Origin of the sequence: Cereibacter sediminicola (assembly GCF_007668225.1) — a bacterium.
In the GTDB taxonomy this organism is placed as follows: domain Bacteria; phylum Pseudomonadota; class Alphaproteobacteria; order Rhodobacterales; family Rhodobacteraceae; genus Cereibacter_A; species Cereibacter_A azotoformans.
This window is the reverse complement of record NZ_VDEK01000011.1, coordinates 52,494-67,045: the sequence shown is the minus strand read 5'-3', so window position 1 is coordinate 67,045 and position 14,552 is coordinate 52,494. Positions and strand designations below refer to the sequence as shown.

Sequence of the window (14,552 nt, the reverse complement as noted above, 5' to 3'; positions counted from 1 at the left end):
GACGAGGGACAACCGTGGCCCGCGACCGGACCAGACCGGAGGATTTCAGCCGTCCGCTCCGCCGCATCCTTGTCGGCGGGCTGGTTCTGCTGCTGCTCGGGATCTTCCTGATCTGGCGGATCGACAGCCCGCGGGTCGAGCAGTTCCGCGCCGCCCTGATCGACCGCGTGGTGCCCTCGTTCGAATGGCTCATGACGCCGATGACCAAAGTCGCGGGCATGGTCGAGAACTTCCAGTCCTACACCAGGATCTACGAACAGAATCAGGAGCTTCGGCGCGAGCTTCAGCAGATGAAGGCCTGGAAGGAGGCGGCCCTCCAGCTGGAGCAGAAGAACGCCCGGCTTCTCGACCTCAATCAGGTGCGGCTCGACCCGAAGCTCACCCATGTCACGGGCGTGGTGCTGGCCGATTCCGGCTCGCCCTTCCGGCAGTCGGTGCTCTTGAACGTGGGCGCGCGCGACGGCATCCGCGACGGCTGGGCCACGATGGACGGGATCGGGCTGGTGGGGCGGATCTCGGGCGTGGGCCGCACGACCAGCCGGGTGATCCTGCTCAGCGACACGAACAGCCGCATCCCGGTGACGGTGCAGCCTTCCGGCCAGCGCGCGCTGTTGACAGGTGACAACTCGCCCTCTCCGCCGCTCGAGTTCCTCGACAAGCCGGATCTGGTGCGCCCCGGAGACCGGGTCGTCACTTCGGGCGATGGCGGGGTCTTTCCGGCCGATCTTCTCGTGGGTCAGGTCGCGCAGGGGCCGGACCGGCGGCTGCGGGTGCGCCTCGCGGCCGATTACGGGCGGCTCGAGTTCCTGCGCGTCCTGCGCAGCCACGAGCTTGAGCCGATCAGCGACCCCGGCGGCCTCGTGGCGCAGCCGCCCGCCCCTCCGGCCGATCTGCCCGTGGCCGCCACGGCGGAGGGCGCCGATGGCTGAGGGCATCCGCCGCCGCGTCTGGCTCTATCCCACGGTCTTCGTCGGCATCGCGGCCTTTCTCGTGATGCTGCGCCTGCTGCCGCTCGGCTTCGAGGCGGGCGCCTGGCCGGGGCCGGACCTCCTGCTCTGCCTGATCCTCGCCTGGGTCATGCGGCGGCCCGACTATCTGCCCGCGTTGCTGCTGGCGGTGGTCCTGCTGCTCGAGGATCTGCTCTTGATGCGGCCCCCCGGCCTCTGGGCAGCCCTGGTCCTGATCGCGACCGAGTTCCTGCGCACGCGGGCCGCCCTCACGCGCGAGCTGAGCTTTCCCGTCGAGTGGCTGCTCGTCTCGGGCATCATGCTCGCGCTGCGCTTTGCCGAACGGACGGTGGCGGCGCTGGCCTTCCTGCCCCAGCCGGCCCTCGGCCAGCATCTGCAGCAGACGGCGACCACGATCCTCTGCTATCCTCTGATCGTCGGCTGCTGCTGGCTGCTCTTGGACCTGCGCAAGCCCGCCACGGGCGAGCTCGATGCTTTCGGGAGACGCATGTGAGACGATCCGCCCGCGATTCCGAGGACAGCGCCCGCAAGGTGAACCGCCGCGCGCTTTTCATGGGCGGTGCGATGACCGCCATGTTCGCGGTGCTGGGCGCAAGGATGCGCTATCTTCAGGTGGACCAGGCCGACGAGTTCAAGCTTCTGGCCGAGGAGAACCGGATCAACATCCGCCTGATCCCGCCCACGCGCGGGCAGATCTTCGACCGCAACGGCCGCCTGATCGCGGGGAACGAGCAGAACTACCGCGTCGTCATCACCCGCGAGGATGCGGGCGACGTCGAGGCGGTCCTGCGCCGCCTGGCCGGCGTGATCCCCCTGACCGAGCCCGACATCGAACGTGTGCTGGCCGAGGCGAAGCGGCACAGCCCCTTCGTGCCGATCATCGTGGCCGACCGGATGGCCTGGCAGGATCTGTCGAAGGTCGCGATCAACGCGCCCTCGCTGCCGGGCGTGACACCCGAGGTGGGTCTCAGCCGCGCCTATCCGCTCGACACCGATTTCGCGCATGTGGTGGGCTATGTGGGCCCGGTAAGCGAGAGCGATCTCGCCCGGATCGAGGACCCCGACCCGCTGCTGAAGATCCCCGAGTTCCAGATCGGCAAGATCGGCGTCGAGACCTGGATGGAGGGCACGCTGCGCGGCAAGGCCGGCACCAAGCGCATCGAGGTCAACGCCTTCGGCCGCATGATGCGCGAGATCGACCGGATCGAGGGCGAGGCGGGCGACGACATCCGCCTGACGATCGACGCCGAGATCCAGGATTTCGTGCAGGCGCGTCTGGGCAGCGAAAGTGCGGCCGCGGTGGCCATCGACGTGACGACGGGCGACATCCTCGCCATCTGCTCGTCGCCCTCGTTCGATCCGAACCTCTTCGTGCGCGGCATCTCCTACAAGGACTATTCCGCGCTGACCGAGAACGACCACCGGCCGCTGGCCAACAAGGCGGTGCAGGGCGCCTATCCGCCCGGCTCCACCTTCAAGATGGTGACGGCGCTCGCCGCCCTCGAGGCGGGGGTCATCAACGCGGACACATCGGTCTATTGCCCCGGCCATTACGAGACCGGCGGGCGGCGCTTTCACTGCTGGAAGCGCGGCGGGCACGGGATGGTGTCGCTCTCGCGGTCGCTGTCGGAAAGCTGCGACGTCTATTACTACGACATCGCCCAGCGGGTCGGCATCGACAAGATCGCCGAGATGGGCCGCAGGCTGGGCCTCGGGATGCGCCACGACCTGCCCATGTCGGCCATCACCGAAGGCATCATGCCCGACAAGGCCTGGAAGCGGCAACGCTACGAGCAGGAGTGGCGGATCGGCGACACGATCAACGCCTCGATCGGGCAGGGCTATGTGCTGGCCTCGCCGCTTCAGCTGGCGGTGATGACCGCCCGGATCGCGAGCGGGCGGGCGATCCGGCCGCGCCTCGTGCGGTCCGTGGGGGATGCCGAACTGGCGGTGGCCGAGGCGCCGCCCCTGGAGGTGAGCGTCTCGCAGCTGCGCGCGGTGCGGCAGGGGATGCATTCCGTGATCAACGACCGGCGCGGGACGGGCTATTCGACCCGCGTGGTGGACCCGACGCTCGTGCTGGCCGGCAAGTCGGGCACGAGCCAGGTGCGCAACATCTCGGCGGCCGAGCGGGCGCGGGGTGTGATCTCGAACGACCAGCTGCCCTGGAACCGGCGGGACCATGCGCTCTTCGTGGGCTTTGCCCCCTACGATGCGCCGCGCGTCGCGGTGGCCGTGGTGGTCGAGCATGGCGGCGGCGGCTCGTCCGTCGCGGGGCCGATCGTGCGCGACGTGGTCCTCCGCTGCCTGACCCCCGGTCCCCTGCCCCCGCTCTCGGCCTATCCCGAGAGCCAGCGTGCCCGGATCGAGACGCTGCTCACGAGCCTGCCGCTGCGCAAGATCGAACCCGAAGCCACCGCCCGTTCGCGAGCCTGAGGCCGCCATGAGTTTCCTCGAATACCGCGTCAAGACCGCGCCCACCGGGCTGTCGAAGGTGCTGCATGTCAACTGGGCGCTGGTGCTGCTGGTCACGGCCACCGCCTCGGTGGGCTGGCTCATGCTGACCTCGGTGGCGGGCGGGAACATCGACACATGGGCCGCGCCGCAGATGAAGCGGTTCGCGGTGGGCCTCGTGCTGATGTTCGTGATCGCCTTCGTGCCGATCTGGTTCTGGCGCAACGTGGCGGGGCTGGCCTATCTCGTCTCGCTGGCCCTGCTGGTGGTGGTCGAGATGTTCGGCACCGTCGGCATGGGGGCGCAGAGGTGGATCGCGCTGGGGCCGCTCGTGCTCCAGCCGTCGGAGATGGCCAAGGTCACGCTGGTGATGATGCTGGCCGCCTACTACGACTGGCTGGACCCCCGGAAGGTCTCGCGTCCGCTCTGGGTGCTGATCCCGGCGCTGATGATCCTGGTGCCGACCGCGCTGGTGGTGATCCAGCCGAACCTCGGGACGGCGCTGCTGCTGCTGATGGTGGGTGCGGCGGTCATGTTCCTGGCCGGGGTGAGCCTGTGGTATTTCGGGATCATCGCCGCCATGGGCGCCGGGGCGATCTTCTCGGTCTTCACCCTGCGCGGGACGCCCTGGCAGTTCCTGCACGATTACCAGTATCGCCGGATCGACACGTTCTTCGATCCGACGGCCGATCCGCTGGGCGCGGGCTACAACATCATCCAGGCCAAGATCGCGCTCGGCTCGGGCGGCTGGGGGGGCAAGGGCTTCATGCAGGGCACCCAGAGCCGGCTGAACTTCCTGCCCGAAAAGCACACAGACTTCATCTTCAACACCCTCGCCGAAGAGTTCGGCTTCGTCGGTGCGGCCTCGCTTCTGGTGCTCTATGCGCTGGTGATCGCCTTCTGCGTGGCCTCGGCGCTGCAGAACAAGGACCGGTTCTCGTCGCTCCTGATCCTCGGGATCGCGGCCAACTTCTTCTTCTACCTGGCCGTCAACCTGTCGATGGTGATGGGGATGGCGCCGGTCGTGGGCGTGCCGCTGCCGCTGGTGAGCTACGGCGGCTCGGCCATGCTGGTGCTGATGGCGGCCTTCGGCCTGGTGCAGAGCGCCCATGTCCACAGGCTGAGGTGAGGCGGCGCGCCGCCCGTCTCAGCGGTGGCGGCGGAAGACCCGCGAGCGGGCGTAAAGCTCTTCGAGGCGCTTCATCCGCTCTTCGGTCTGTTCCCATGTGAGGCTCTGGACGGCCGAGATCAGGGTCTCGAGCAGCACCAGCATGGCCACCGTCGAGTCCCACGCCGACGGCACCTCGATCTGGCAGGAAAAGGTGTGGCGGGCATGGACCGCGGCGGGCGAGATCCAGCGGTCGGTCATCAGCACCACCTCCACCCCCTGCTCGACCGCCATCTCGGCCACCTGCAGCACGGTGTTCTCGTAGCGGCGGATGTCGAAGAGCAGGAGGATGTCGCCCTTGCCCATGTCGAGGAGGGCCGGCGGCCAGGTGCTCGACATGTCGGACATGAGCATGACCTCGGGACGGGTCACCTTCATCATGGTGACGAAATAGTCGGCCAGCGCGTGGGTGATCCGGCCGCCGAGGACGAAGACCCGCCGCCCGGGATCGGCGAGCAGGCGCGCGGCGGCGTCGAATTCGGCATGGTCGATCTGGCCCAGCGTCGCCTCGAGATTGGCCACCACCGCATCGGCGAAACGGTTGAGGATGTGCGTGTCGGGCACGCCGCCCGCCCACCGCTCATGCTTGGCGAGCGGGGACATCAGCATCGCCTCGACCTCGCCGCGCAGACCGGCCTGAAAGTCGGGGTAGCCCTTGAACCCCAGCTTCTGCACCAGCCGGACGACAGTCGGCGTCGAGACATCCGCCGCCTTGGCCAGCGCGGTGATCGAGCCGAGCGCCGCCACCGGATACTGGCGCAGGATATGGGTGGCCAGCTGGCGCTCGGCCCGGGTCAGGTCCGGCAGCGCCGACCTCATCAGTTCCTCGATCGTGGACAACCGCCTTCGCCTCCTCGCTTCCGCCCGCATCGCAGGCACGTCCGCCCCGCCGGCACCTCATCTCATGGTAAATATCTTAACAAACTGTGCCACGCAGAAATTTTCTTGACAGGACAGAGGGCCGCAGTGGAGCCTTTGTTGCAACAGGGAATGAATCGAACAAGAATGACCTTCGCCGACAGACCGCCGCACCGATATCCCGCCATGGTGGAAAATCCCGCGGGCAGCAGCCGGTTCGTGCTGGTGTGCGAACATGCCTCGCATTGCTTGCCCGAAGCCTGGGGCGACCTCGGGCTGTCCGAGGATCTCCGGCGCGCGCATATCGCGTGGGATCCGGGCGCGCTCGGCCTGTCGCGGGCGCTGGCCCGGAGGCTCGATGCGGCGCTGGTTCATGCGCCGGTCTCGCGGCTCGTCTATGATTGCAACCGGGCGCCTGACCAGCCGGGGGCGATGGCCGAGCGGTCCGAGATGCACGCGATCCCCGGCAACATCGGCCTTTCCCCCGAGGAGCGGGCGGCCCGGACCGCGGCGGTCTATGCACCGTTTCATGCCGACCTGCGGGCCGAGATCGTGCGGCGCATCGCGCGAGGCTCCCCGCCGGCGCTGGTGACGATCCATTCCTTCACGCCCCTGTGGCATGGCCAGCCCCGCCGCGTCGAGTTCGGCATCATCCACGACCGGGACGACCGTCTCGCCCGCGCGGTTTTCGCCGAGAGCCGCGACAGCGGACTCGTCTGCGGGCTGAACGAGCCCTATTCCGCCGCCGATGACGTGACCCACACGCTGCGTCTTCAGGCCCTGCCCTACGAGCTTGCGAACGTGATGCTCGAGATCCGCAACGACCTGATCGCCACGCCCGAGGCCGAAGAGGCCATGGCCGACCGTCTCGCCCCGATCCTCGAGCGGGCGCTGGCCGCGCTGCCGGCGCCGGACGGGGCGGGCTGAGCGATGCCGCGGGTTCTTGTCGCCTTCGTCCGGCTGGTGGATCGGCTGAACTACGGGATCGGCCGCTTTGCCATGTATCTCCTGTTCGTCCTGATGGGCGTGCTGCTGTGGTCCTCGGTGTCCAAGGTCTTCTTCAACCCGTCGCTCTGGACGCTGGAGATGGCGCAGTTCGTGATGGTGGCCTACTTCATCCTCGGCGGGCCCTATTCGCTGCAGATGGGCAGCCATGTGCGGATGGATCTGCTCTATGCCGACTGGCCCTTGCGGAAGAAGAGCTGGTGGGACGCGGTCACGATCTTCGCCGTGATCCTCTATCTCGGCGTCATGCTCTGGGGCGCGATCGACAGCACCGCCTATTCGCTGCAATACAACGAGCGCAGCCCGACCGCATGGCGGCCCTACCTCTGGCCGATCAAGCTGGTGATGTGCCTGGGCTTCGTGCTGATGATCCTGCAGTGTCTCGCCATCCTGATCCGGGATATCGCCACGCTGCGCGGGAAGACGATCTGATGTCCTACGAGATGATCGCCATCCTGATGTTCTCGGCGATGCTGCTGATGATGCTGACCGGGCAGCGCGTCTTCGGCGTGATCGGCTTTGTCGCCGTGGTGGCTTCGCTCGCGCTGTGGGGCACGGGCGGGCAGAGCCTGGGCTTCTCGGCGGCGATGAAGTTGATGAAATGGTATCCGCTGCTGACGCTGCCCATGTTCATCTTCATGGGCTATGTCATGAGCGAGAGCCGGCTGGCCGATGATCTCTACCGGATGTTCCATGTCTGGTTCGGCCCGGTGCCGGGGGGCCTCGCCATCGGGACGATCCTCCTGATGGTGCTGATCTCGGCGATGAACGGGCTGTCGGTGGCGGGCATGGCGATCGGCGCGACCATCGCCCTGCCCGAGCTTTTGCGCCGCAACTACGACAAGCGGATGGTCACGGGCGTGATCCAGGCCGGGTCGAGCCTCGGCATCCTGATCCCGCCCTCGGTTGTGCTGGTGCTTTACGCCATGATCGCGCGGCAGCCGGTGGGGCAGCTCTGGCTGGCGGGGATCCTGCCGGGGCTGCTGATGGCCTCGCTCTTCGTGGCCTACATCTGGTTGCGGTGCCGGCTGAACCCCTCTCTCGGGCCCGTCCTGCCGCCCGAAGAGCTGGCCGCCGTTCCGCGCGCCGAGAAGATGCGCCTGCTGGCGGCGGGCCTGCTGCCGCTGGGGATCTTCGCCTCGATGATGGTGCCCTTCGTCAACGGCTGGACGAGCCTTGTGGAAAGCTCGGTCATCGGGGCGCTGGTCACGGTGGCGGCGGCGGTCGTCAAGGGGCGCTTCACCCGCGAGGTGTTCGAGACCTCGACGCGGGCGACGCTGGCCATCTCGTGCATGTTCATGTGGATCATCCTTGCGGCGCTGGCCTTCGGCGCGGTCTTCGATGGCCTGGGCGCGGTGCGGGCGATCCAGGGCTTCTTCGTGGACCGGCTGGAGCTTTCGCCCTGGACGATCCTCATCATGATGCAGCTCTCTTACCTCATCATGGGGATGTTCCTCGACGATACGGCGATGCTCGTGATCGTGGCGCCGCTTTACGTGCCGCTGGTGGGGGTGCTGGGGTTCGACCTGATCTGGTATGGCGTGCTCTACACCATCACCTGCCAGGTCGCCTATCTGACACCGCCCTTCGGCTACAACCTGTTCCTGATGCGGGCCATGGCCCCGCCCGAGGTCAGCATCGGCGATATTTACCGTTCGATCATACCTTTCGTCGCAGTAATGGTCGTGGCGCTGGCGTTGGTGATGGCCTTCCCGCAGATTGCACTCTGGCTGCCGCAGACGCTCTACGCCAGATGACAGCCCATCAACGAGAGGCGGCCCGAACCGCTTCCGCTCACTCAATGGAGGTATGACATGACGACCAGACGGAAGTTCCTCACCACCGGGGCGCTGGCCGGTGCGGCCAGCCTAGCCGCCCCCGCCGTGACCCGCGCGCAGGCGCCGATCAAGTGGCGGATGCAGACCTATGCCGGGGCCGCCCTTGGCGAGCATGTCGTGAAACCGGCGGTGGAGGCCTTCAACACCATCGCCCAGGGCCAGATGGAGATCGAGCTGTTCTATGCCGACCAGCTGGTGCCCACGGCCGAACTGTTCCAGGCGATGCAGCGCGGCACCATCGACTGCGTGCAATCCGACGACGACTCGATGGCCTCGCCGACCGAGGTGACGGTGTTCGGCGGCTATTTCCCCATGGCACTCCGCTATTCGCTCGATGTGCCGGCGCTCTTCAACAAATACGGGCTCGGCGCGATCTGGGCCGAGGAATATGCCAAGGTCGGGGTCAAGCACATCTCGGCCGGCTCGTGGGATCCGTGCAACTTCTCGACCAAGAAGCCGATCAACAGCCTGGCCGACCTGCAGGGCCTGCGCGTCTTCACCTTCCCCACCGCCGGGCGCTTCCTGACCCGCTTCGGCGTGGTGCCGGTGACGCTGCCCTGGGAGGATGTCGAGGTGGCCCTGCAGACCGGCGAACTGGACGGCCTCGCCTGGTCGGGCATCACCGAGGTGTACACGGTCGGCTGGGCCAACGTCACCGACTACTTCCTGACCAACAACATCTCGGGCGCCTGGATCGGGCATTTCTTCGCCAACATGGACCGCTGGAACGAGGTGCCGCCCCACCTGCAGGAACTGCTCCGCGTCTGCTTCGAGCAGTCGCATTACTACCGCCAGCACTGGTACTGGGCCGGCGAGGCGCATCTGCGGGTGAACGAGACCAAGCTGAAGCTCACCACCATCCCCGACGAGGAATGGGCCCAGGTCGAGAATGCCGCCGTCGAGTTCTGGGACGAGATCGCGCAGGAATCCGAGGTGAAGGCCAAGGTCGTGCAGATCATCAAGGACTACAACGAGACGATGAAGAAGGCGGGCCCGCCCTATCGCTTCTCCTGACGCCTGACCGGGGCGGCCCCGCGCCGCCCCACCCCGCCTGCGAGTGAACGAGGACAGACATGCCCGGCAACATGACATTCGACGCCTTGAAGGAAGCCACCGAGCGCGGCGAGATCGACACGGTTCTGGTCGCCTGCGTCGACATGCAGGGCCGCCTGATGGGCAAGCGGTTCCACGCGCAGCATTTCATCGACAGCGCGCATCACGAGACCCATTGCTGCGACTATCTTCTGGCCATCGACATGGAGATGACCACCGTCCCCGGCTACAAGAGTTCGGGCTGGGAAAGGGGCTATGGCGACTATGTCATGAAGCCCGACATGGGCACCTTGCGGGTGCTGCCCTGGCAGGAGGGCACGGCTCTGGTGCTGTGTGACCTGCTCGACCACCATCACCAGGAGGTGCCCCAGTCGCCCCGCGCAATCCTGAAGCGGCAGGTGGCGCGGGCCGAGGCGATGGGCTTCACGGTGATGATGGCCACGGAGCTCGAGTTCTTCCTGTTCGAGACCTCGTTCAACCAGGTGCGCGATTCAATGCAGGCCTCGGGCCAGATCCGCGACCTGAAGCCGGTCTCGGCCTATAACGAGGATTACCACATCTTCCAGACCACCAAGGAAGAGGCGGTGATGCGCACCTTGCGCAACGGCCTCTATGGCGCGGGCATCCCGGTGGAATGTTCCAAAGGCGAGGCCGAGGCCGGGCAGGAAGAGATCAACGTGAAATATTCGGACGCGCTCGACACGGCCGACAATCACGCGATCACCAAGATGGCGGTGAAGGACATCGCGCATGCCGCGGACAAGTCCGTGACCTTCATGGCGAAATACGACCACCGCCGAGCGGGCTCGTCCAGCCACATCCACCAGTCGCTCTGGACGCTCGACGGCAAGCCCGCCTTCTTCGACGCCGACGACCCGCACGGCATGTCGGCCACGATGAAGCACTTCCTCGCCGGCCAACTGGCCCATGCGCAGGCGATCACCGCCTTCCTCGCGCCCTACATCAACAGTTACAAGCGCTTCTGCATCGGCATGTTCGCCCCTACCAAGGCGGTCTGGAGCCGCGACAACCGCACCGCGGGCTTCCGCGTCTGCGGCGAGGGCACGAAATCTGTCCGCATCGAGTGCCGGATTGGCGGCGCCGACCTGAACCCCTATCTCGCCTGCGCGGGGCTCCTGGCGGCGGGGCTTGACGGCATCGAGAAGAAGATGGATCTGGAAGCCGAAATGCGCGGCGACATGTATTCCACCGCTGGCATCCGCGAGATCCCGAAGACGCTGCGCGAGGCGGCGGAACTTCTCAAGTGCTCGGCGATGCTGCGCGCGGCGATGGGCGACGAGGTCGTCGAGCACTACCACCACGCGGCGGAATGGGAGATCCAGGAGCAGGACCGCGTGGTCACCGATTTCGAACTGGCCCGCCTATTCGAGCGCGCCTGAACGGGGAACATCATGACGAAACCGATCCAGCTGATCTCGCCCGTCGACGGGCGGGTCTATGCCGAGCGGATGCCGCTCTCGATGGAGGAGGCGAAGGCCGTGGCCGCCCGTGCCAGGGCCGCGCAGGGGCCTTGGGCCGTGCGCCCGCTCGCCGAGCGCATCGCACTGGTCAAGGCCGGGGTGGCGAAGCTCAACGAGATGAAGGAGCAGGTCGTCGAGGAGCTGGCCTGGCAGATGGGCCGCCCCACCCGCTTCGGCGGCGAGTTCGGCGGCGTGAACGACCGTACCGCCTACATGGCCGAGATCGCGGAAAAGGCGCTTGCGCCGACCGTGGCCGAGGCCTCGAACCGGTTCGAGCGCCGCATCCTGCGCGAGCCGGTGGGCGTGGTCTTCATCATCGCGCCGTGGAACTACCCCTATCTCACGACGATCAACACGCTGGTCCCGGCGCTGATCGCGGGCAACTCGGTGGTGCTGAAGCACGCGAGCCAGACCCTGCTGGTGGGCGAGCGTCTGGCCGAGGCCTTCCACGCCGCCGGCGTGCCAGAGGACGTGTTCCAGAACGTCGTCCTCGACCACGCCACGACCGAGACGCTGATCGGCGCCCGCGCCTTCGGCTTCGTGAACTTCACCGGCTCGGTCGGGGGCGGCGCCGCCATCGAGCGTGCGGCGGCCGGCACCTTCACCGCGCTGGGGCTGGAACTCGGCGGCAAAGACCCGGGCTATGTCCGCGCCGATGCGGACCTCGACGCGGCGGTGGACAGCCTGATGGACGGCGCGATGTTCAACGCGGGCCAGTGCTGCTGCGGGATCGAGCGGATCTATGTGCACGAGAGCCTCTATGACGCCTTCGTTGAAAAGGCAGTGGCTTGGGTCAAGGCCCTGAAACTGGGCAATCCGTTCGAGCCGGAAACGACGCTGGGGCCGATGGCGAACCTGCGCTTCGCGCGCGTGGTCCGCGAGCAGGTGGCCGAGGCGATTGCCGCCGGCGCCACCCCGCTGATCGACCCGGCCCACTTCCCGGCCGATGACGGCGGCGCCTATCTCGCGCCGCAGATCCTCGTGAACGTCACCCACGACATGCGGGTGATGAAGGAGGAGAGCTTCGGCCCCGTGGTCGGCATCATGAAGGTTTCGGGCGACGAGGAAGCCATCGGCCTGATGAACGACAGCCCCTATGGCCTGACCTGCTCGATCTGGACGCAGGACGCCGAGGCGGCGGCCGAGATCGGCGCGCGGGTCGAGACCGGCACCGTCTTCATGAACCGCTGCGACTACCTTGACCCCGCGCTCTGCTGGACGGGGTGCAAGGACACCGGGCGGGGTGCGGCGCTCTCGGCGCTCGGCTACATGTCGGTCACGCGGCCGAAATCCTACCATCTCAAGAAGGTGACGAAATGACGATCCGGGCGAACTGGTCCTATCCCACCGCCATCAAGTTCGGCGCGGGCCGCATCGCGGAACTGGCCGAGCAGTGCAAGGCCGTCGGGCTGAAGAAGCCGCTGCTGGTCACCGACAAGGCGCTGGCGTCGCTTCCAATCACGCTGGCCGCGCTCGACCAGCTGGAGGCGGCGGGGCTTGGGCGCGCCTGTTTCTCGGAGGTCGATCCGAACCCGAACGAGATGAATATGCAGGCCGGCATTGCCGCCTACAAGGCCGGCGGCCATGACGGGGTGATCTGCTTCGGCGGCGGCTCGGCGCTCGATCTGGGCAAGATGATCGCGCTGATGCACGACCAGAGCGTCAGTGTCTGGGATCTGGAGGATATCGGCGACTGGTGGACCCGGGCCGATGCGGCGAAGATCGCGCCCATCGTGGCGGTGCCGACGACGGCCGGGACGGGATCGGAAGTGGGGCGCGCGGGGGTGCTGACCAATTCGGCCACCCACAAGAAGAAGATCATCTTCCATCCGAAACTCCTGCCCGCCGTCACGATCTGCGATCCCGAGCTGACGGTCGGGATGCCGAAGTTCATCACGGCCGGAACGGGGATGGACGCGCTCGCGCATTGTCTCGAGGCCTATTGCTCGCCCTTCTACCATCCGATGAGCCAGGGCATCGCGCTGGAAGGACTGCGGCTGGTGTTCGAGAACCTGCCCAAGGTTTACGCCAATCCGGGCGACCTCGAAGCCCGCGCCCACATGATGAGCGCGGCGGCGATGGGGGCGGTGGCGTTCCAGAAGGGCCTCGGCGCGATCCATTCGCTGAGCCACCCGGTCGGCGCGGTCTACAACACCCACCACGGCACGACGAACGCGGTGGTGATGCCGATGGTGCTGGACTTCAACCGTCCGGCCATCGAAGAAAAAATCGTCCGCGCGGCGGCCTATCTGGGCATCGAGGGCGGCTTTGACGGTTTCCGAAGCAAGATCATGGACTTGCGGGCCGAACTGTCCATTCCGGAAAACCTTTCCGCGATGGGTGTGGAGGCCACCCGGCTCGATGAGCTGACCGCGATGGCGCTGGAGGATCCGTCCTGCGGCGGCAACCCGGTCGAGATGACGCGCGAGAACACCCGCGCGCTGTTCGAGGCCTGTCTCTAGGACCAGGCGGGCGGCGGATGATCCAGCACCTTTCCTCGGATACGGTCGTCATCGGCGGGGGCGTGGTGGGGCTGACCATCGCGCTCACCGTGGCGCAGCGCCGCCGCTCGGTCATCCTGCTCGATCCCGAAGAGCCGGGGTCGGGCGCCTCCTGGGGCAATGCGGGCACCATTGCCGATTATGCCGTGCTGCCGGTCGGCACGCCGGACGTGCTGAAGCGTTTGCCGTCGCTGATGTTCGACCGGAACTCGCCGCTCGCCATCCGGCACGCGGCGCTGCCCGCGCTGGCACCCTGGCTGATCCGCTTCCTGCGCCAGTCGCTGCCCGCGCCCGCGCGACGGAACGCTCAGGCCCTCGCAGCGCTGCTCGGCTCGGCTACGCAAGGATGGGAGGATCTGGCGGCCGAGGTCGGCGGCGCGACGCTTTTGAACCGACGCGGCTGCCTTTACGCCTATGAAAGCCCGCAGGCCTTTCGCGCGGCCGCAGCCGACATGGACTTCCGCCGCTCGCTGGGGGTGACGGCGGATCTGCTGCCCGCGTCCGATCTGGCGGCGATGGAGCCCGCCCTGCCGCCGATGGCCGGTGCGGCCTTCTTCCCGAAGGCCGTGTTCCTCTCGGATCCGGGCCGCATGGTCGGGCTGATCGCCGAGGCCGCGCGCAAGGCCGGGGTGCGGATCGTGAAGGCGCGGGCGCAGGCGCTCGAGCGGCGGGTGGACGGGGTGATCGTCTCGGGGCCGGCGCTGCAGGTGCATGGGCGACGGGCGGTGATCGCGGCGGGTGCCCATTCGCGGGCGCTGGCGCTGAGTGCGGGCGACCGCGTGCCGCTCGACACAGAGCGCGGCTATCATGTCGAATGGGACATGGCTGAGGCGAAGGTCACGCGCCCCACCTGCCCCACCGCGCGCGGCTTCTACCTGTGCCCGATGGCCGGACGGCTGCGCGTCGCGGGCACTGTCGAACTGGGGGGCCTGACCGCCCCGCCCTCGCCGCACCGGATCGCGGGGCTCGTCGCGGGGGCGCGGGCGATCTTTCCCGACCTGCCCGAGCCCTCGCGCAGTTGGATGGGGTTCCGCCCCTCGATGCCGGACAGCCTGCCGGTCATCGGCCCCTCGCGCGCCGGGGGCGAGATCCTGCACGCCTATGGCCACGGCCACATCGGGCTGACACTGGCGCCGATCACGGCCCGGATCATCGCCGACCTGCTGGATGCACGGCCCCCGGAACTCGACATCACGCCCTGCCTGCCCTCGCGGTTCGGTTAGGTC

The 14,552-nt window shown here is 67.5% G+C and carries 13 protein-coding genes; 12 read left to right on the top strand and 1 reads right to left on the bottom strand.

Annotated features, from left to right (window positions below; genetic code table 11):
* Window positions 1-14: 14 nt before the first annotated feature.
* Genes mreC through rodA form a run of 4 tightly spaced genes read left to right on the top strand, consistent with a single transcriptional unit; the run spans window position 15 to window position 4,551 of the window.
* Window positions 15-929, top strand: a complete 915-nt coding sequence (gene mreC / locus FG154_RS09690; RefSeq protein ID WP_145107089.1) for a rod shape-determining protein MreC — start codon at window positions 15-17, stop codon at window positions 927-929.
* Window positions 922-1,461, top strand: coding sequence for a rod shape-determining protein MreD (locus FG154_RS09685; protein ID WP_145107086.1), 540 nt, complete (start codon window positions 922-924; stop codon window positions 1,459-1,461). Before mreC ends, FG154_RS09685 begins: the two co-directional genes overlap by 8 nt.
* A complete protein-coding gene (mrdA, locus tag FG154_RS09680) occupies window positions 1,458-3,404 on the top strand; it encodes a penicillin-binding protein 2 (RefSeq protein ID WP_145107084.1) in 1,947 nt (648 codons plus the stop codon). Before FG154_RS09685 ends, mrdA begins: the two co-directional genes overlap by 4 nt.
* Window positions 3,405-3,411: 7 nt before the next feature.
* Window positions 3,412-4,551 carry a rod shape-determining protein RodA gene (gene rodA, locus FG154_RS09675; protein WP_145107081.1) on the top strand — a complete coding sequence of 380 codons (1,140 nt, stop codon included), beginning with the start codon at window positions 3,412-3,414 and terminating at the stop codon, window positions 4,549-4,551.
* A gap of 18 nt (window positions 4,552-4,569) precedes the next feature.
* Here rodA and FG154_RS09670 read toward each other — a convergent pair whose 3' ends face one another.
* On the bottom strand, window positions 4,570-5,460 hold the full coding sequence (locus FG154_RS09670) for a MurR/RpiR family transcriptional regulator (protein WP_145107078.1): 891 nt from the start codon (window positions 5,458-5,460) through the stop codon (window positions 4,570-4,572).
* Window positions 5,461-5,595: 135 nt separating this feature from the next.
* On the opposite strand from FG154_RS09670, the gene FG154_RS09665 reads away from it, so the two are divergent.
* From FG154_RS09665 to FG154_RS09630, 8 genes are read left to right on the top strand one after another with little or no spacing between them, the layout of a single operon-like run.
* Window positions 5,596-6,375 (top strand): N-formylglutamate amidohydrolase, encoded by a 780-nt coding sequence (locus FG154_RS09665; RefSeq protein ID WP_145107076.1) that lies wholly within the window; start codon window positions 5,596-5,598, stop codon window positions 6,373-6,375.
* A 3-nt stretch (window positions 6,376-6,378) separates the two neighbouring features.
* A complete protein-coding gene (locus FG154_RS09660) occupies window positions 6,379-6,885 on the top strand; it encodes a TRAP transporter small permease subunit (protein ID WP_011908629.1) in 507 nt (168 codons plus the stop codon).
* Window positions 6,885-8,210, top strand: coding sequence for a TRAP transporter large permease (locus FG154_RS09655; RefSeq protein ID WP_145107074.1), 1,326 nt, complete (start codon window positions 6,885-6,887; stop codon window positions 8,208-8,210). Before FG154_RS09660 ends, FG154_RS09655 begins: the two co-directional genes overlap by 1 nt.
* A gap of 57 nt (window positions 8,211-8,267) precedes the next feature.
* Window positions 8,268-9,305, top strand: a complete 1,038-nt coding sequence (locus FG154_RS09650) for a TRAP transporter substrate-binding protein (protein WP_145107071.1) — start codon at window positions 8,268-8,270, stop codon at window positions 9,303-9,305.
* Between the two features lie 59 nt (window positions 9,306-9,364).
* Window positions 9,365-10,744, top strand: a complete 1,380-nt coding sequence (locus FG154_RS09645; protein WP_145107069.1) for a glutamine synthetase family protein — start codon at window positions 9,365-9,367, stop codon at window positions 10,742-10,744.
* Window positions 10,745-10,756: 12 nt separating this feature from the next.
* Window positions 10,757-12,145, top strand: a complete 1,389-nt coding sequence (locus FG154_RS09640) for an aldehyde dehydrogenase family protein (protein WP_145107067.1) — start codon at window positions 10,757-10,759, stop codon at window positions 12,143-12,145.
* Window positions 12,142-13,287: an iron-containing alcohol dehydrogenase gene (locus FG154_RS09635; RefSeq protein WP_145107065.1), complete on the top strand. Its 1,146-nt coding sequence runs from the start codon at window positions 12,142-12,144 to the stop codon at window positions 13,285-13,287. Before FG154_RS09640 ends, FG154_RS09635 begins: the two co-directional genes overlap by 4 nt.
* A gap of 17 nt (window positions 13,288-13,304) precedes the next feature.
* On the top strand, window positions 13,305-14,549 hold the full coding sequence (locus tag FG154_RS09630; RefSeq protein WP_145107063.1) for an NAD(P)/FAD-dependent oxidoreductase: 1,245 nt from the start codon (window positions 13,305-13,307) through the stop codon (window positions 14,547-14,549).
* The last annotated feature ends 3 nt before the right edge of the window (window positions 14,550-14,552 follow it).

Bases quoted from the DNA above. Each gene is read 5' to 3' on its own strand.
- FG154_RS09660 (WP_011908629.1), top strand. From the start codon at position 6,379: ATGCCGCGGGTTCTTGTCGCCTTCGTCCGGCTGGTGGATCGGCTGAAC.
- FG154_RS09665 (WP_145107076.1), top strand. From the start codon at position 5,596: ATGACCTTCGCCGACAGACCGCCGCACCGATATCCCGCCATGGTGGAA.
- FG154_RS09670 (WP_145107078.1), bottom strand. From the start codon at position 5,460: ATGCGGGCGGAAGCGAGGAGGCGAAGGCGGTTGTCCACGATCGAGGAA.
- FG154_RS09655 (WP_145107074.1), top strand. From the start codon at position 6,885: ATGTCCTACGAGATGATCGCCATCCTGATGTTCTCGGCGATGCTGCTG.
- rodA (WP_145107081.1), top strand. From the start codon at position 3,412: ATGAGTTTCCTCGAATACCGCGTCAAGACCGCGCCCACCGGGCTGTCG.
- FG154_RS09630 (WP_145107063.1), top strand. From the start codon at position 13,305: ATGATCCAGCACCTTTCCTCGGATACGGTCGTCATCGGCGGGGGCGTG.
- FG154_RS09645 (WP_145107069.1), top strand. From the start codon at position 9,365: ATGCCCGGCAACATGACATTCGACGCCTTGAAGGAAGCCACCGAGCGC.
- FG154_RS09650 (WP_145107071.1), top strand. From the start codon at position 8,268: ATGACGACCAGACGGAAGTTCCTCACCACCGGGGCGCTGGCCGGTGCG.
- FG154_RS09635 (WP_145107065.1), top strand. From the start codon at position 12,142: ATGACGATCCGGGCGAACTGGTCCTATCCCACCGCCATCAAGTTCGGC.
- FG154_RS09685 (WP_145107086.1), top strand. From the start codon at position 922: ATGGCTGAGGGCATCCGCCGCCGCGTCTGGCTCTATCCCACGGTCTTC.
- FG154_RS09640 (WP_145107067.1), top strand. From the start codon at position 10,757: ATGACGAAACCGATCCAGCTGATCTCGCCCGTCGACGGGCGGGTCTAT.